Origin of the sequence: Streptomyces sp. NPDC046985, assembly GCF_040644415.1 — a bacterium.
Classification (GTDB): domain Bacteria; phylum Actinomycetota; class Actinomycetes; order Streptomycetales; family Streptomycetaceae; genus Streptomyces.
In genome coordinates this window covers 84679-98845 of the sequence record NZ_JBEYWK010000011.1, presented here as the reverse complement: position 1 = coordinate 98845, position 14167 = coordinate 84679, and the positions used below count along the sequence as shown (strand labels likewise).

Below are 14167 nucleotides of genomic sequence, written 5' to 3'. Positions count from 1 at the left end.
TGCCGCGCCCCCGCGAGTCGCAGGCCGTCCGGGCCGCCCGGCACGGCCCGCGGTCCCCCCGCGCCCCGACCCGCGTCGCCCCCTGACCCTCCCGAGCCATCGGGAACCTGCCCAGCCCATCCGGAACCCACCGACTGCTAAGGAACACGCCATGGACGAGAACACCCGCTACCAGGTGCTGCGCAACGACGAGGAGCAGTACTCCCTCTGGCCGCTCGACGTCGAGGTGCCCGCGGGCTGGCAGCCCGTCGGCAAGGAGGGCACCGAGGCCGAGTGCTCCGCGTACGTCGACGAGGTCTGGACCGACATGCGCCCGCGCAGCCTGCGCGAGCGCATGGACAGCGCCGGCGCCTGACCGGGCCCTCCCCGCTCGACCCCGCTCCCCGTTCCGCAAGTGCCCGCCGGCGGGGCGCCGGACCGTTCACGCGGCCCGGCGCCCCGCCCTCCCGGCATCCGCCCGTCAGCCCGGCGCCCCACCGCCCTCGGCCCCCACCCCAGTCCGCCGCCGCACCGTCACCGAGGAGCCCGCCATGACCCCCGTACTGCACACCGCCCGCCTGCGCTTCCAGCCCTACCGGCCCGAGGACGAGGACCACTTCGTCGCCCTCCTGCGCGACGAGGACGTGTGCCGCTGGATGGGCCAGGATCTCGTGCCCGAACCCGACGTCCGCGCGCTGTTCCGCGCCATCCTGACCGAGGTCTACCCCCAGGACCGCTTCGACGTCTGGGGTCTGTGGCTCGACGGCGCCTACGTCGGCCACGCGGAGCTGAAGAAGACCGGCAACGTCGACGGCCACGAGATGGTCACCGCGCTGGCGCCGCCGTACTGGGGTCGCGGCCTGGGCGGCGAGGTGGTCGAGGGCCTGCTGCGCCACGCCGCCGACAACCGGGGCCTGGAGGAGGCGTACGGCATGGTCGGCGCGGAGAACGCCGCCAGCCTGTCGATGTGCCGGCGCCTCGGCTTCCGGCACCTGCGCGACGTCGTCGGCGACGACGGGACGGTGTCCAAGATGCTGGTCATCGCGACGAGAGCCGGTCGGGACGATCACGCGGTCGGCACGGTCGGCACGGTCGGCACGGTCGGCGGCGTGGTCGCGGCGGACGCGCCGAAGCCGCCGGACGGGGCGGGGGAGCTGCAGACGACCGGCGGCTGACGAGGCGGACGGGCCCCCCGCGCGGTGCAACCTTTCCCCGCCCGTCCTCGGAAGTCAGGGGTGAGAGGCGGGGACAGGGCGGCCCGGGTCGCCGTCGGCATCGCGGCGGCCCTCGGCGCGCAGCGGAACCCAGCGCCTGCCCGTCCGTCCGCCCCGCGCCGCCGCCGAACCGGCCCTTCGGCCCGGCCCACCGTCCCGGACACCCGCCACAGGGCCGCCCCGCCCTCCCTGAACCCCAGGCCGGCGCGAGCGCCCCGCGAGAGGAGGCCCCGTGGACGTCCAGAACGCGCGCATCGTGCTGCCCGGCGCGACCGGCGCCATCGGCGCCGCCCTGGCGCGGCGGCTGCACGGTCTGGGCGCGCGGCTGGCGCTGGCCGGCCGCGATCCGGCCGCGCTGGAGCGCGTCGCGGCGGCCGCCGGGGACGCGCCGACGCGTCGGTTCGACGCGTACGACCTGACCGCCTGCGCCCGCACGGTCGACTGGGCGGCGGGCGAACTGGGCGGCCTCGACGCGGTCCTGGTCTGCGTGGGCGTCGCCGGGTTCGGTCCGGCCGGATCGGTCGGGGACGAGGTGGCCGAACACCTGTTCACGGTGAACGCCCTGGCGCCCATCGCGTTCCTGCGCGCGGGGCTCGCCGTGGTGCCGCCGGGCGGCGTCCTCGCCGCGGTGACCGGGGCCGTCGTCGACGGCGCCCCGGCCGGCATGGCGGACTACGCGGCGTCGAAGGCGGCGCTGGCCGCGTGGCTGGCGTCGGTCCGCCGGGAGCGGCGGCGCTCGGGCGTGGCGGTCCTCGACGTCCGGCTGCCGCACGTCGAGTCGGGTTTCGCGGGGCGCGCCGTCGTCGGCGCCCCGCCGCCGCTGCCGCCGGGGCGCTCGGTCGCCGACGCCGTCGACCTGCTGGTCGAGGCCCTGGTGACGGCACATGCCTGAGCGCCGGACGTCCGTCGTCGTCCGGCGCTCTGGCGCTCGTCCCCGGGCGCTCAGGAGGCGTTCGCCCGAGCACGCCGACGCGACCGGGCTCAGCCGCCCGGCGCGGCCGCGGCGCCGTGTGCGAGGGGAGTCGACTCAGAGGTCGACCATGCGCATCACGAAGAACGCGGCGACGAGCAGGCAGCCCAGGATGATCAGCGACAGCCAGAAGAACGGGTGCTCCCAGACGCCGCCGTCCGGTCGCTCGGGGTGCGCTTCGGCGGTCGATCCCTCCACGGGAGGCGTCTCGCCCGGAGGCTGTAGCGGATCGGGCATGATCAGACCTTCCGCGGATCCTCGTAGTTGGCCAGCGCCAGGCCCAGCGCGAAGAAGGTGGGAGCCCACTCCCCGACGAAGATGCCCCAGCGGTCGGCGCGCTCCAGGTTCTCGGTCTTGGTGGAGGTGAGCCAGGAGGCGAGCGACAGGCCGATGGACGCACTGGCGGCGATGTAAGCGTGCTCGCTCTTGACGCCGGCGTCGTGAAGCTTCTTGACGATCATGATTTCTCTCCCGGTGTGGTGTTCGGGGTCGCAACCCATCGGCGCCGAGTCGACCCGCAAAAGGGATGAACCGGCACGTACTACTCTGTTCTGCCGTGACCGCCCGATCGGATGCGCCGACCGCGCGGTCACGGCAGAACAGATCGCCGCGTGTCGCCCGCGGCGCGCGGACCGCGGGCTTCGCCCCCTGCCGCCGACGGGCGAGCGGATCCCGAGGCGGCCCGCTCCGCCCTCCGGGGAGCACGGGCGGCGCCGTCGTGCGGGGGGCCGTACGGGCGGCGCCCGTCTGAGGGCGGTACGGCTACGCGGCGTCTGCGGGCGGTACGGCTACGCGGCGCGCGGAAGCGGCTCGCCGTCCTGAAGGCAGTGGCCGAGCCGGTGCAGTCCGCGCCGCGCGTGACTCTTCACCGTGCCCAGCGGCAGGCCGGTCACCCGGGAGATCTGCGCGTGGGTGAGGTCCTCGAAGAAGGCCAGCCGCAGCACCGTGCGCTGCGGCTCGGTCAGGAACGCCATCGACTGCCCGACCAGCACCCGGTCGAGCGCTGCCTGGGGGTCGGCCCCGCGCTGGTCGTCGAGCAGCAGCACCGAGCCGGCGGCCGCCACCAGCTCCGACCGCCGGGTGCGGGCGGCCAGGGCGTCGGCGATCTTGCGCCGGGTGATGCCCACCAGCCACGCGGACAGGATGCCGCGCTCGGGCCGGAACCCGGCGCGACCGCGCCAGGCCGCCAGGAACACCGTCTGCGTGACGTCCTCGGCCTCGCAGGCGTCGCCCAGGACGCGCCGTGCGAGGGAGTAGACCAGCGAGCCCCAGGCCCGGTACAGCTCGGCCAGCGCGTCCTCGTCGCCGGACATGAAACGGGCGCACAGATCGGCGTCGCAGGCGCGCGCCGGCCGGGCCGGGCCGCCGCCCGGCCCGGCGGGGACCGTGTGCGTAGCGTTCATGGGTCGGCCACTCCTGTGCGCAGTGCGGCACGTCCGGCGGTGCCAGCGGGTCGCCGACGGCCGCGCTGAGCGGAACCGTCCCCTCCAGGGTCGCGGCATGTCGGGCCGCGCACAATTCGCGTCGCCCGTGCGTGGTTTGCGCGGCCCCCGCCCGCACGCGGCCAGGTGCGAGCGCGGGCTGCCAGGTACGGGCCGGAGGCCCTCAGTGCTCCTGCGCGAGTTCGCGGTTGAGAACGCGCAGGAACTCGGCGATCGTCGCGAGCTGCTCGGGTGAGAACCGCTCCCGCGCGGCCTCCGTGCTGCGCGCCAGCGGGGCGAAGTACCGGCGGGCGAGCGTGCGGGCGGCCGGGTTGAAGTGCAGGTGCACCACGCGCCGGTCCGCCTCGTCGCGGGTGCGGTAGACGTGCCCCGACCGTTCCAGGCGGTCCAGGCAGGCCGTGACGGCGCCCGAGGTGAGGTTGAGGCGCTCCCGCAGCCGCGACGGCGTCATGGGGCGCCCCTCGGTGAACGACGCGTCCATGATCGCGGCGAGCGCGTGGACGTCTGTGGCGTGCAGGCGGTGGGCCTGCGCGAAGGCGTGCGCGATGCGGTTGAACTCGCTGTTCAGGGTGCGCAACAGGACGGCGTAGGTCTGAAGGTCGTCGGCGGAGTCAGCGGGGTGCTCCGTGCTGTCGTGCTGCATGCTCCCAGGATATGATCTCTCAATCGTTGAGATACTTTAGGCTTGAGTGAAGTTGTCCGCGGGCCTGCTGGGGTCCGCCCGCTCGATGGGGAGTGAATGAACGCCGCGCGACGACCCGCCCGATGGCTGGTCCCTCTTGCCCTGGTGATCGTCTGGTTCGGCCTGGGCGGAATGTTCGGCTCCTACGCGGGGAAGCTCGGCGAGGTCTCGACCAACGACCAGGCCGCCTTCCTGCCCCGCAACGCCGAGTCCACCGAGGTCGTCCAGCAGCAGCGGGCCTTCGACCAGAAGGAGACCCTGCCGGCCGTCGTCGTCTGGACCGCGACGTCCGGCGGCCGGGTCACAGCGGAGCAGCAGGCCGACGCGGCCCGCGCGCTGCGGTCGCTCAGCGGGGCCAAGGGCGTGCAGGGCCCGGCGTCCCCGCCGCTGGAGTCCAAGGACGGCGCGGCGCTGGAAGGCGTGGTGCCCCTCAAGGCGGACCTCGGAGACCAGCTCAAGAGCGTGCTGGACGAGGTGCGGCACGCCGCCGCCGGGGTGCCCGGCGCCCGCGTCCAGATCGCCGGTCCCGCGGCAACCCAAGGCGATCTCGCCGACGCCTTCGCGGGCATCGACGGCATCCTGCTGGGCGTCGCGCTGGCCGCGGTCCTGCTCATCCTCCTGCTGGTGTACCGCAGCGTGCTGCTGCCCCTTACGATCATCGTCAGCGCCGTGTTCGCCCTCGGCATCGCCTGCGCCCTCGTGTACGTGCTGGCCGAGCACGACGTCGTGCGCGTCGACGGCCAGGTCCAGGGCATCCTCTCCATCCTGGTCATCGGCGCGGCCACCGACTACGCGCTGCTGCTCACCGCCCGCTTCCGCGAAGAACTGGCCCGCGGCGCGCACCGCGCCGCCGCGTCCTGGGCGGCGCTGCGCGGCTCCCTGGGCGCGATCACGGCCAGCGCCGCGACGGTCGCCCTCGGACTGCTCGCCCTGCTGATCAGCGACCTCACCAACAACCGGGCGCTGGGCCCCGTCGGAGCGATCGGCATCGTCTGCGCCGTCGTGACCACGCTGACCTTCCTGCCCGCCGTGCTCGCCCTGCTGGGCAAGGCCGCCCTCTGGCCGGCCAAGCCCCGGTCCGCCGACGCGGACACCGGCGGGCACGGGATCTGGCGGCGCGTGGCCCAGTGGGTCGACACCCGCCCCCGGCGGCTGTGGCTGGGGACCTGCGCCCTGCTCGCGGTCGGCGCCGCCTTCTTCCCGGCGCTCCAGTCGAAGGGCGTGCCGCTGAGCGAACTCTTCGTCAACGACGCGCCGTCCGTCGCCGCACAACAGACGCTGAGCCGGCACTTCCCCGGCGGCTCCGGACAGCCAGTGGTGATCATCGCCGACGCCGGTCAGCGCGCCCAGGCGACGCGGACCGCGGCCGGGACGCCGGGCGTGTCCGGCGCGCAGGCCCTCGGCGCCTCCGGCCGGCCGGGCGGCGCACCCCTGGTGGTGCGGGGCCGCGTGCGCATCGACGCCGTGCTGACCGACACGCCGGACGGCGACGCGGCGAAGCAGACCGTGCAGCGGCTGCGGGACCGGCTGCACGCCACCGGCGCGCACGCCCTCGTCGGCGGCTACACGGCCCAGCAGTACGACACCCAGCGCACCGCGGAGCGCGACCGGACCCTGATCATCCCCGTCGTCCTGGCGATCATCCTGGTCATCCTCATCGCCCTGCTGCGCTGCCTGCTGCTGCCCGTCCTGCTGGTCGCCACCGTCGCGCTGAACTACATGGCCACGCTCGGCGTCGCCGGCCTGGTGTTCCAGCACGGCTTCGGCTTCTCCGGCACGGACGCGTCGGTCCCGCTCTACGGCTTCGTCTTCCTCGTCGCCCTCGGCGTCGACTACAACATCTTCCTCATGTCCCGGGCGCGCGAGGAGACCGTCCGCCTCGGCGCCCGGCAGGGCATGCTGCACGGGCTGATCGCCACCGGCGGCGTCATCACCTCGGCGGGAGTGGTGCTGGCGGCCACCTTCGCGGCGCTCATCGTCATCCCCCTGGCGTTCCTCGCGCAGATCGCCTTCATCGTGGCCTTCGGCGTGCTGCTGGACACCGTGGTGGTGCGCTCCGTCCTGGTGCCGGCCCTGGTGCGGGACATCGGGCCGGCGGTCTGGTGGCCCAGCCGCCTCGGCCGCGAGAGCGCCGACGCACAGCACGCGAAACTCCCGGCCCAGCCGCCGGAGCGGGACGGCTCGGCCACACCGCGCTAATGCGGTGACCGGACAGGTCCACCGGCTCGCCTTTCCGGCCACAGCACTGGTCCCGTGCCGTTCGCCTCGCTCCGTGCGGCGAACGGCACGGCGCCGCGACGGGCGTCCGGGGCCCTGGGGTCTCTCAGACCTCCGCCGTACGGCCGCTCTGAGCCGACGGCCTGGTCGGGAGCGTGAAGCTGATACGGGTGCCGGGCCCGGCGCCGGGTTCGAGGGCGATGGCGCCGCCGTGGTGTTCGACGATCTTCTTGCACATGGCCAGGCCGATGCCGCTGCCGGGGTAGCGGTCCTTGGTGTGCAGGCGCTGGAAGATGACGAAGATGCGGTCCGCGTACTCCGAATCGATGCCGATGCCGTTGTCCGCGACGGTGAACCGCCACCGGCCCTCCTCCTGCGCCGCGGTGATGCGGATCTCGGGAGCGCGGTCGGGAGCGCGGAACTTGACCGCGTTGGAGATGAGGTTCTGCCACAGCATGCCGAGCTGGGTGCTGTCGCCGACGAGGGTCGGCAGCTCGTCCCGGGTGACCCGGGCGCCGGACTCCTCGATGGAGATGCTGAGCGTGTCGAGGGTCTTGTCCACGAGCGTGCTGAGGTCGACCTCCTCCTGGGTGTCGTGCAGGCGGCCGATCCGGGAGAAGGCGAGCAGGTCGTTGATCAGCACCTGCATGCGGTTCGCGCCGTCCACCGCGTAGGAGATGTACTGGTCGGCGCGGTCGTCGAGCTGGCCGCCGTAGCGGCGCTGGAGGAGCTGGGTGAAGCTGGAGACCTTGCGCAGCGGCTCCTGGAGGTCGTGGGAGGCGATGTAGGCGAACTGCTCCAGCTCCTCGTTGGACCTCTTGAGGTCGACGGACTGCTCGTCCAGGAGACGGCGGTGCTGCTCGCTGGTGGTCAGCTCGTCGGCCAGCCGCCGGCGCATGGACTCGACGTCCGCCGCCAGCCGGCGCAGGTCGGCCGGGCCGGAGGCGGCGATGCGGTGGCGGAAGTCGCCGCGGGTGACCATGCCGGCGTCGCGGCTGAGCCGGGTCAGCGGGCCGGTGACGCCGCGGCGCAGTCCCTCGAACACCGCCACGGCCATCAGCACGATCACCAGCAGGATGGCGCCGAAGACCCGGTTGCGCAGCGTCTCGGCGCGGGTGAGGTCGTCCACGGTGCTCATGCGGGCGCTCAGGAGGCGGTTCTGCTGCTCCGTCATCGCCTGGCGCAGCCGGTCGAAGGCGTCCTTGCCCTCCGCGGCGCGGGCGGTGGCGAGCTGGACCGGGGCGCCGCCGGGAGCGCGGGATATGGGGGTGGCGATGCGCTGCTGCCAGGCGTCCGCGCGGCTGAGGACGGTGTGCAGGTCCGCGAGGGCGTGCGCGTTCCCGGCCAGCAGGTCGTCGAGCCTGCCTACGGCCTTCTTCTCGTCGGCCGTGCCCTGCTGGTAGGGCTGGAGGAACCGCATGTCGCCGGTCAGGCCGTAACCGCGGATGCCGGTCTCCTGGTTGACCAGCGCCGCTTCCAGGCGCACGGAGTTGGTCAGCGCGGGCGACCGGGTGCCGACGAGGTCGCCGGTGATCGAGGTGGCGCGGTCCATCGCCCAGAGTCCGAGCCCGCTCAGGACGGCCAGCAGGACGAGGGCGGCGCTCACCCCGGCGCGCAGCCAGCGGTGCGTCGTCCAGTTCGACAGGGCGCCCTGGCGGGCGGCCTCTTCCTGCCCAGCGGTCATCGCGGGTGCTCCTCGGGTGTCCAGACGGCCGCTCTGACGTGCACGCGGCGGAGACACTCTAGCGTCACGACAACAATTGTTGTCATCGCCCGCCGGTTCCCCCTAAAGTGAGCGCATGCCAGGCATCCATTTCTCCCCGCGGATGACCGACGCCGAGATCGCCGAGCTGACCACCCGCGAGGTCGACGGCCTCGTCGCACGACTCGTCCCCCAGATGTTCGCGCACCTGGACGGCACGGGCGGCCACACCTCGGAGCAGGCGGAAGCCCTGGCACACCTCCGTCTGCTGACGCACCTCCGGCAGGCCGTGGACCAGTTGGAGGCCCGCGCCGCCCACCAGGCCGCCGACGCCGGCGCCGGCTACCCCGAGATCGGCCGCGCCTCCAACATGACCCGGCAGGGCGCGCGCCGCCGCTGGCCGGGCCTGCTCAGCCCCCCGTCCGCCACCACAGAACCCCAGCCCGGGAGCACCCGATGATGATCGCCCCTGCCCGCCCCTACGACGTGCTGCTCGTCGAGGACGACGAGGCCGACGCCCTGCTCATCGAGGACGCGCTCCTGACCCGCGGCGCCCGCAACCTCACCCAGGTCCACGACGGCGTCGCCGGCCTCGCGTACCTGCGCGACCGGACCAACCCGCGCCCCGACCTGATCGTCCTGGACCTCAACATGCCTCGCATGAACGGCCGCGAACTGCTCGCCGTGATCAAGGACGACGACGAGCTGCGCACCATCCCGGTGGTCGTCCTCACCACCTCCTCGGCCCCCGACGACGTCGCCGGCGCCTACCAGAAGCACGCCAACGCCTACGTCACCAAGCCGGTCAACCTCGAGGACTTCGAGCGCGCCGTGCACAGCATCGACGCCTTCTACCTCGAAACCGTCACCCGCCTCCCGCGCGGCTGACATCCGCCCGCGGGCGCGGAGGGACCTGGGTCAGGGCCGCACGAGGCGGCGCAGGGCGAGCCGGGCGAGGGGAGCGTAGGCGGCCAGGGCGGGCGCCGGGCCGTGCAGGGTGAGGCTGGTCCTGCTGCCGTGCGCGTGCGCGAGCACGTCATGGCGCATCCGGAGCCGGACGGGACCCAGGCGGACCTCCCAGGTCCAGTCCCGCCGGTCGTGGTCGACGGCCTCGACGAGGAAGGCGACGCGGATGCCCGCGACCGACTCGACCGTGCCGCTCAGTCCCGGAGCGATCACCCGGCCGTCGGCGTGCACGGCCCTGATCTGCGGTGACCACGAGGCCCACTGGTCCAGCAGCACATAGCGCCGCCAGACCGTGCCGGGGCGTGCCGGACCGGCCGCGCGGAGCGTGAGGCGTCCCATGACGTCAGCGGGCGCTCATCCGACCTCGTCCCGTAGGTACTCGGCCAGCGCCCTGCCCGGCCGGAACGCGGCCGCCTCGTCGTCGGCGCGGAAGCTGCCGAAGCTGCCGAGCGCGACCGTCTCCCGGGCCCGCAGCGCCTCGGCGATCGACCCGGGACGCTCCACCGTGCCGAACAGGGCGTCGAGGATCCGGTCCACGTCCTCCACGGCGACCTGCCGGCCGGCCGGCTGCTCGGCGGCGCGGCGAGCGGTCATCTCCACGAGCTGTGACCTGTCCATGTGCACACCTGACCCTCGCGTCGGAGTAGCAGCGGTTCAGCCCCTCCACCATCGCGGCACACAGCGCTCGCCGCATCCTTTCCGGCGGCGTACCCACGCGCGGCCCAGGCAGTCACCCCTGCCGCGCCCCCCCGGGGCGCCACCGCCGCCCGCCCACTCCGCCGCGCCCCGGGACGCTCCCGAGGCGTCAGGCGTCAGGCGTCAGGCGTCAGGCGTCAGACGTCAGACGTCAGGCGTCAGGCGTCAGGCGACGGGCGTCAGCGCCATGACGATGGTCGTCACGCCTCACGCGGAGCGCATGGCCTGATCGATGAGGCGCTGGAGGTACAGCCCGCGGGCCGCGCCCAGTTCGGGCGGCCGGTTCTCGCGCACGGCGGCGGCGAAGGTCCGGCGCAGGACCGGCCAGCACTCCTCGTGGTCGATCTCCGCCGTGTCGTAAGCCAACGGCTGCTCGGCGCCGAAGAGTTCGACGCGGGTCAGGGTGCGGGGCACCGCGACGGACCCGGAGAGCGAGGCCTGACTGACGGCGCCGTTCTCGTGCTCGCAGCTCAGCTCGACCCAGCGGCGGGGGTCGCCGGTGCACCGGATGCCGGTGATCGGCCCGACGGCCGAGTCCAGCAGGTCCAGCAGGTGCGGGCCGAGGTCGAGCAGGGCCCCGTGTTCGAGGCGCCAGCCGGTGGCGAACTCGCCTCCCAGGAAGGCGCCGTGGAGGTAGCAGGCGCGTGCGCCGGTGACCTCGCGGTCGCGGGCGGCCTTGAGGAAGGCGTCGGTGGCCGGGTGGTAGCGCTTGGTCAGGACCAGTTGGGAGACGACTCCGGCGTCCTGGACGGCGTCGGCGACCCGCTGCGCGGCCGGCAGGTCGGGGCCGAGCGGCTTCTCCAGGAGGAGGGCTTTGCCCCGCTGCGCGGCCAGGGGCGCCAGGTCCGCCTGCACGGCGGGCGGCACGGCGAAGGCGACGGCCTCGCACCGGTCCAGGAGGTCGTCGAAGGAGGCCGCGACCCGCGCCCCGTAGGGCGCGGCGGCCTGCTCGGCGGCCTCGGTGCGGCGGGCCCAGACCGCGGCGAGGCGGGTCTCGGGTCCCGCGGCGAGTATGCGGGCGTGCATGGCGCGGGCCCAGGGCCCGGCGCCCACGAGCCCGACCTCGACGGGTCGGTGCGGCCAGGAGACGGATGTGCCGGTCACGATGTTCCTGTCTGTGCGGGGGCGCCGCGGTCCGGGAGGGCCGAAGCCGTCGCGCACGGGGTCACGGGGTACGGAGATCAGGCGGGCAGGCGGCTGAGGCGTGCGTCGGCCCGGTCGGGGGAATAGAGGAGGTCCACGACCATGGCGGCCGCCCCGACGAGGCCCGCGTGGTCGCCCAGGCGCGAGGGGACGACCTGGAGGTTGGCCGTGGCGCGGGGGAAGGCGCGCTGGTAGAGCAGTTCGCGGACGCCGGTCATGAACGGCGGCCCGGACAGCTCGCCCGCGATCATCAGGACGCCGGGGTTGAGCAGGCTGACCACGGTCACCAGGACCTCGCCGACCCTCCGGCCGGCCTCCCGGGCCAGCCGGACGGCGTCCGTGTGGCCGTCGGCGAGCAGCCGCTTGACGTCGGAGGCCGAGGCAGCGTCCGTGCCGAGGGCGGTCAGCTCCTGGGCGACGGCCCGGCCGCTGGCCACGGCGGCGAGGCAGCCGTAGGCGCCGCACATGCAGAGCGCGTCGGACCGTTCCTGAAGGCGGATGTGACCGATGTCCCCGGCGCCGCCGTCGACGCCGCGGTACACGTCGTCGCCGGCCATCATCCCCGCGCCGATCCCGGTGGAGACCTTCACCAGCACGAAGCCCGTGCAGTCGCGGTAGCCGGCCCGGTGCTCGGCCAGCGTCATGAGGTTGGCGTCGTTGTCCACGAACACCGGGACGGGGCCCTCCTCGAAGCTGGGGCCGACGTGCTCGGCGTAGGCCGTCTGCATGCGTTCGCGGACGGGGTAGCGGTCCCAGCCCGGCATGATCGGCGGTTCGAGGACCTGGCCGGTCTCCCACTCGACGGGGCCGGGCACGGACAGCCCGATCCCGCAGACGTGCCCGGCGTCGATCCCGGCGGCGGCGATCAGGCCGGGGAACCAGCCGGCCAGCCGGTCCAGCACCGTGTCCGGTCCGTCGGTGATGGGCATCGGCCCGGTCTCCTCGCTGAGGATGTTCCCCGCGAGGTCGAGCACCGCGGCGCGGGCGTGCCGGGTCTCCAGGTCCGCGGCGATGACGTAGGCGTGCCGCGAGTCGAACTCGATCCGCTGGGAGGGGCGTCCGCCGGTCGAGGAGCCGGTGCTGTGCCCCAGCCACCCGGCGCGGTTGAGGAGGTCCAGCCGCTGGCCGACGGTCGAGCGGGACAGTCCCGTGGCGCGCTGCAGATCCGCGCGGGTGTTCGCCCGTCCGCTGCGGATGAGATGCAGCAGCTCGCCGGCGGACGTCTGGTTCGGCGTCAGCATCAGGTTCCCCAAGGTGTCAGCTCTTGTCGGCGCCGCTGGTCAGGCCCTCGGTCAGCATGCGCTCGGCGGCGAAGAACAGAAGTACCACGGGAATCGTCAGGACCACCGACCCGGCCATCAGCACGGTCTTGGGCACCTCCACGCCGTTGGAGAGCTGGGCCAGCCCCAGGGACACCGTCCACTTGCCCGGATCGGCGGCCAGGAAGAGCAGGGCGAACAGGAACTCGTTCCAGGCGATCATGAAGACGTACAGGCCGGTCGCCATCAGCGCGGGCAGGGCGAGGGGCAGGATCACCCTGCGCAGGGTCTGGAGGCGGCCGCAGCCGTCGAGCGCGGCGGCCTCCTCGATGGAGTACGGGATGGTCACCAGGTGGTTGCGCAGCATGTAGATCGACACCGGCACCGTCTGGGCGACGTAGACGATGGCCAGGCCGACCAGGCTGGAGGCCAGGTGCAGCCGGGCGAAGATGACGAACAGGGGCACGGCCAGCAGCGTCGCCGGGAACATGTAGACGGCCAGGAACAGGGCGCTGACCTGGCGGTGGCCGAAGAACTTCAGACGGCTGACGGCGTACGCGCCGGGCACCGCCGCCAGCAGCGTCAGCACGACCGTCCCCAGCGACACCAGCGCCGAGTTCACCAGGAACCCGAGGAAGCCCTGGCCGCCGTCGTCGGCGGAGCGCAGCACGTCCCGGTACGTCGACAGGGTGACGTCCTTCGCCGAGACCCACAGCGACCCCGGGTCCAGCAGCAGCGCGTCGATGGGCTTCAGCGACAGCAGCAGCATGTAGTAGAACGGCAGCAGCGTGATCACGGCGAGGAAGGCGATGACGAACCAGCGCAGCACGCCGAAGAACCGCTCCTCGAACTGGGCCCGGCTCATCATGACTCCTCCTGGACCTTGGCGGCGAAGAACTTGAAGTAGAAGCCCAGCAGGATCATGAGCGACACGGCCAGCACGAGCGCCTGGGCGGCCGCGGCGCCCACGTCGTAGCGGGCGGTGAGGAAGTCGTAGACCCGCACCGCCGCGACGTCGGTGCCCGCGCCGCCGCCGGTCAGCAGGTACACGTCGTCGAACTTGTTGAACGTCATGATGAAGCGCAGCACGCACAGCAGGGCGATCACCGGCATCAACTGCGGCAGCAGGATGTGGCGGAACCGCTGGACCGGCGTGGCGCCGTCGACCAGGGCCGCCTCCTCCAGACCGTCGGGCACCGCCTGGAGCCGGGCCAGGATGAACAGGAACGCGAAGGGGAAGTACCGCCAGCACTCGAAGGCGATGACCGTCAGCAGCGCCAGCGGGACGCCGAAGTGCACGCCCAGCAGGTCGACCTGGTAGGAGCGCGTGGTCAGGAAGGCGATGGGGTCGTGCCAGCCGAACAGCCGCCGGCCCCAGTCGTTCACCACGCCGTACTGGGGGCTCAGCGCGACTTCCCAGACGAAGGCGACCGCGACGACGGGCGCCACGTACGGCAGCAGCATGGCCGCGCGCAGCAGGCCGCGGCCGCGGAACGGCCTGCGCAGGGCGAGCGCGGCGACCAGTCCGAGGACGACGGAGCCGAGGGTGCCGCCGACGGTGTAGAGCACGGTGTGGGACAGGCTCGACCAGAAGCCGGCGGAGGCGAAGACCTGGGTGAAGTTGGCCAGGGTCCAGTGGCCGAACAGGCCCATGCCCTGGACGTCGACCAGCTTGGCGTGCTGGAACGCCAGGAGGACGGTCCACGCGATGGGCAGGATCACCACCACCAGGACCACGACGAAGGTGGGGGAGACGAACGCGAGTCCGGCGCGGTTGGCGCGGCGCGCGGCGGTCATCGGCTTGCGTCCGCGCGCGGGCGGCCGCGGCGCGGCGCCGGAGCCGGCGGTGGTCCGGCGCTGCGGTGCGCCGGTGGCAGGTGCAGTCATGGGTGGCCTT

The 14167-nt window shown here is 73.6% G+C and carries 17 protein-coding genes; 6 read left to right on the top strand and 11 right to left on the bottom strand.

The genetic code is table 11. From position 1 onward, the window contains the following. The first annotated feature begins 151 nt into the window (after positions 1-151). From ABZ861_RS16455 to ABZ861_RS16445, 3 genes are all read left to right on the top strand, one after another. Entirely contained in the window at positions 152-355 is a 204-nt protein-coding gene (locus ABZ861_RS16455) for an MbtH family NRPS accessory protein (protein WP_361630202.1), read from the top strand. A gap of 175 nt (positions 356-530) precedes the next feature. Beyond that, positions 531-1154, top strand: coding sequence for a GNAT family N-acetyltransferase (locus ABZ861_RS16450; RefSeq protein WP_361630199.1), 624 nt, complete (start codon positions 531-533; stop codon positions 1152-1154). 271 nt (positions 1155-1425) lie between these two features. Then, entirely contained in the window at positions 1426-2085 is a 660-nt protein-coding gene (locus ABZ861_RS16445) for an SDR family oxidoreductase (protein ID WP_361630196.1), read from the top strand. A 135-nt stretch (positions 2086-2220) separates the two neighbouring features. Here ABZ861_RS16445 and ABZ861_RS16440 read toward each other — a convergent pair whose 3' ends face one another. The 4 genes from ABZ861_RS16440 to ABZ861_RS16425 form a co-directional block, all read right to left on the bottom strand. Next, positions 2221-2400: a DUF6480 family protein gene (locus ABZ861_RS16440; protein ID WP_361630193.1), complete on the bottom strand. Its 180-nt coding sequence runs from the start codon at positions 2398-2400 to the stop codon at positions 2221-2223. Positions 2401-2402: 2 nt separating this feature from the next. Further along, positions 2403-2624, bottom strand: a complete 222-nt coding sequence (locus ABZ861_RS16435; RefSeq protein WP_361630190.1) for a hypothetical protein — start codon at positions 2622-2624, stop codon at positions 2403-2405. Positions 2625-2951: 327 nt separating this feature from the next. Next, positions 2952-3476 carry a sigma-70 family RNA polymerase sigma factor gene (locus tag ABZ861_RS16430; RefSeq protein WP_361630446.1) on the bottom strand — a complete coding sequence of 175 codons (525 nt, stop codon included), beginning with the start codon at positions 3474-3476 and terminating at the stop codon, positions 2952-2954. Between the two features lie 292 nt (positions 3477-3768). Continuing rightward, on the bottom strand, positions 3769-4248 hold the full coding sequence (locus ABZ861_RS16425; protein ID WP_361630187.1) for a MarR family transcriptional regulator: 480 nt from the start codon (positions 4246-4248) through the stop codon (positions 3769-3771). A 96-nt stretch (positions 4249-4344) separates the two neighbouring features. Between ABZ861_RS16425 and ABZ861_RS16420 the strand changes: the two genes are divergently transcribed. Beyond that, positions 4345-6486 carry an MMPL family transporter gene (locus tag ABZ861_RS16420; protein ID WP_361630184.1) on the top strand — a complete coding sequence of 714 codons (2142 nt, stop codon included), beginning with the start codon at positions 4345-4347 and terminating at the stop codon, positions 6484-6486. 124 nt (positions 6487-6610) lie between these two features. On the opposite strand, the gene ABZ861_RS16415 is transcribed toward ABZ861_RS16420, so the two are convergent. After that, positions 6611-8188: an ATP-binding protein gene (locus ABZ861_RS16415; RefSeq protein ID WP_361630181.1), complete on the bottom strand. Its 1578-nt coding sequence runs from the start codon at positions 8186-8188 to the stop codon at positions 6611-6613. Between the two features lie 115 nt (positions 8189-8303). Between ABZ861_RS16415 and ABZ861_RS16410 the strand changes: the two genes are divergently transcribed. Both ABZ861_RS16410 and ABZ861_RS16405 read left to right on the top strand, forming a co-directional pair. Further along, a complete protein-coding gene (locus ABZ861_RS16410) occupies positions 8304-8666 on the top strand; it encodes a hypothetical protein (RefSeq protein WP_361630178.1) in 363 nt (120 codons plus the stop codon). Next, complete coding sequence (locus tag ABZ861_RS16405; RefSeq protein WP_361630175.1) at positions 8663-9094, top strand: response regulator; 432 nt, start codon at positions 8663-8665, stop codon at positions 9092-9094. Before ABZ861_RS16410 ends, ABZ861_RS16405 begins: the two co-directional genes overlap by 4 nt. 30 nt (positions 9095-9124) lie before the next feature. Here ABZ861_RS16405 and ABZ861_RS16400 read toward each other — a convergent pair whose 3' ends face one another. The 6 genes from ABZ861_RS16400 to ABZ861_RS16375 form a co-directional block, all read right to left on the bottom strand. After that, on the bottom strand, positions 9125-9511 hold the full coding sequence (locus tag ABZ861_RS16400; RefSeq protein ID WP_361630172.1) for an SRPBCC family protein: 387 nt from the start codon (positions 9509-9511) through the stop codon (positions 9125-9127). A 15-nt stretch (positions 9512-9526) separates the two neighbouring features. Further along, positions 9527-9790: a hypothetical protein gene (locus tag ABZ861_RS16395; RefSeq protein WP_361630169.1), complete on the bottom strand. Its 264-nt coding sequence runs from the start codon at positions 9788-9790 to the stop codon at positions 9527-9529. A 285-nt stretch (positions 9791-10075) separates the two neighbouring features. Next, positions 10076-10972, bottom strand: coding sequence for a Gfo/Idh/MocA family oxidoreductase (locus tag ABZ861_RS16390; protein WP_361630166.1), 897 nt, complete (start codon positions 10970-10972; stop codon positions 10076-10078). Between the two features lie 77 nt (positions 10973-11049). Beyond that, positions 11050-12252 carry an ROK family protein gene (locus ABZ861_RS16385; protein WP_361630163.1) on the bottom strand — a complete coding sequence of 401 codons (1203 nt, stop codon included), beginning with the start codon at positions 12250-12252 and terminating at the stop codon, positions 11050-11052. A 16-nt stretch (positions 12253-12268) separates the two neighbouring features. Next, positions 12269-13135, bottom strand: coding sequence for a carbohydrate ABC transporter permease (locus ABZ861_RS16380; RefSeq protein WP_361630443.1), 867 nt, complete (start codon positions 13133-13135; stop codon positions 12269-12271). After that, positions 13135-14157, bottom strand: coding sequence for a sugar ABC transporter permease (locus ABZ861_RS16375; RefSeq protein ID WP_361630160.1), 1023 nt, complete (start codon positions 14155-14157; stop codon positions 13135-13137). The genes ABZ861_RS16380 and ABZ861_RS16375 overlap by 1 nt, the downstream gene beginning before the upstream one ends. Positions 14158-14167 lie beyond the last annotated feature (10 nt).

Excerpts from the sequence above, each read along its gene's own strand:
- ABZ861_RS16455 (WP_361630202.1), top strand. The coding sequence starts at position 152 with ATGGACGAGAACACCCGCTACCAGGTGCTGCGCAACGACGAGGAGCAG.
- ABZ861_RS16395 (WP_361630169.1), bottom strand. The coding sequence starts at position 9,790 with ATGGACAGGTCACAGCTCGTGGAGATGACCGCTCGCCGCGCCGCCGAG.
- ABZ861_RS16410 (WP_361630178.1), top strand. The coding sequence starts at position 8,304 with ATGCCAGGCATCCATTTCTCCCCGCGGATGACCGACGCCGAGATCGCC.
- ABZ861_RS16420 (WP_361630184.1), top strand. The coding sequence starts at position 4,345 with ATGAACGCCGCGCGACGACCCGCCCGATGGCTGGTCCCTCTTGCCCTG.
- ABZ861_RS16405 (WP_361630175.1), top strand. The coding sequence starts at position 8,663 with ATGATGATCGCCCCTGCCCGCCCCTACGACGTGCTGCTCGTCGAGGAC.
- ABZ861_RS16435 (WP_361630190.1), bottom strand. The coding sequence starts at position 2,624 with ATGATCGTCAAGAAGCTTCACGACGCCGGCGTCAAGAGCGAGCACGCT.
- ABZ861_RS16430 (WP_361630446.1), bottom strand. The coding sequence starts at position 3,476 with ATGTCCGGCGACGAGGACGCGCTGGCCGAGCTGTACCGGGCCTGGGGC.
- ABZ861_RS16450 (WP_361630199.1), top strand. The coding sequence starts at position 531 with ATGACCCCCGTACTGCACACCGCCCGCCTGCGCTTCCAGCCCTACCGG.
- ABZ861_RS16415 (WP_361630181.1), bottom strand. The coding sequence starts at position 8,188 with ATGACCGCTGGGCAGGAAGAGGCCGCCCGCCAGGGCGCCCTGTCGAAC.
- ABZ861_RS16440 (WP_361630193.1), bottom strand. The coding sequence starts at position 2,400 with ATGCCCGATCCGCTACAGCCTCCGGGCGAGACGCCTCCCGTGGAGGGA.
- ABZ861_RS16380 (WP_361630443.1), bottom strand. The coding sequence starts at position 13,135 with ATGAGCCGGGCCCAGTTCGAGGAGCGGTTCTTCGGCGTGCTGCGCTGG.
- ABZ861_RS16385 (WP_361630163.1), bottom strand. The coding sequence starts at position 12,252 with ATGCTGACGCCGAACCAGACGTCCGCCGGCGAGCTGCTGCATCTCATC.
- ABZ861_RS16400 (WP_361630172.1), bottom strand. The coding sequence starts at position 9,511 with ATGGGACGCCTCACGCTCCGCGCGGCCGGTCCGGCACGCCCCGGCACG.
- ABZ861_RS16425 (WP_361630187.1), bottom strand. The coding sequence starts at position 4,248 with ATGCAGCACGACAGCACGGAGCACCCCGCTGACTCCGCCGACGACCTT.
- ABZ861_RS16375 (WP_361630160.1), bottom strand. The coding sequence starts at position 14,157 with ATGACTGCACCTGCCACCGGCGCACCGCAGCGCCGGACCACCGCCGGC.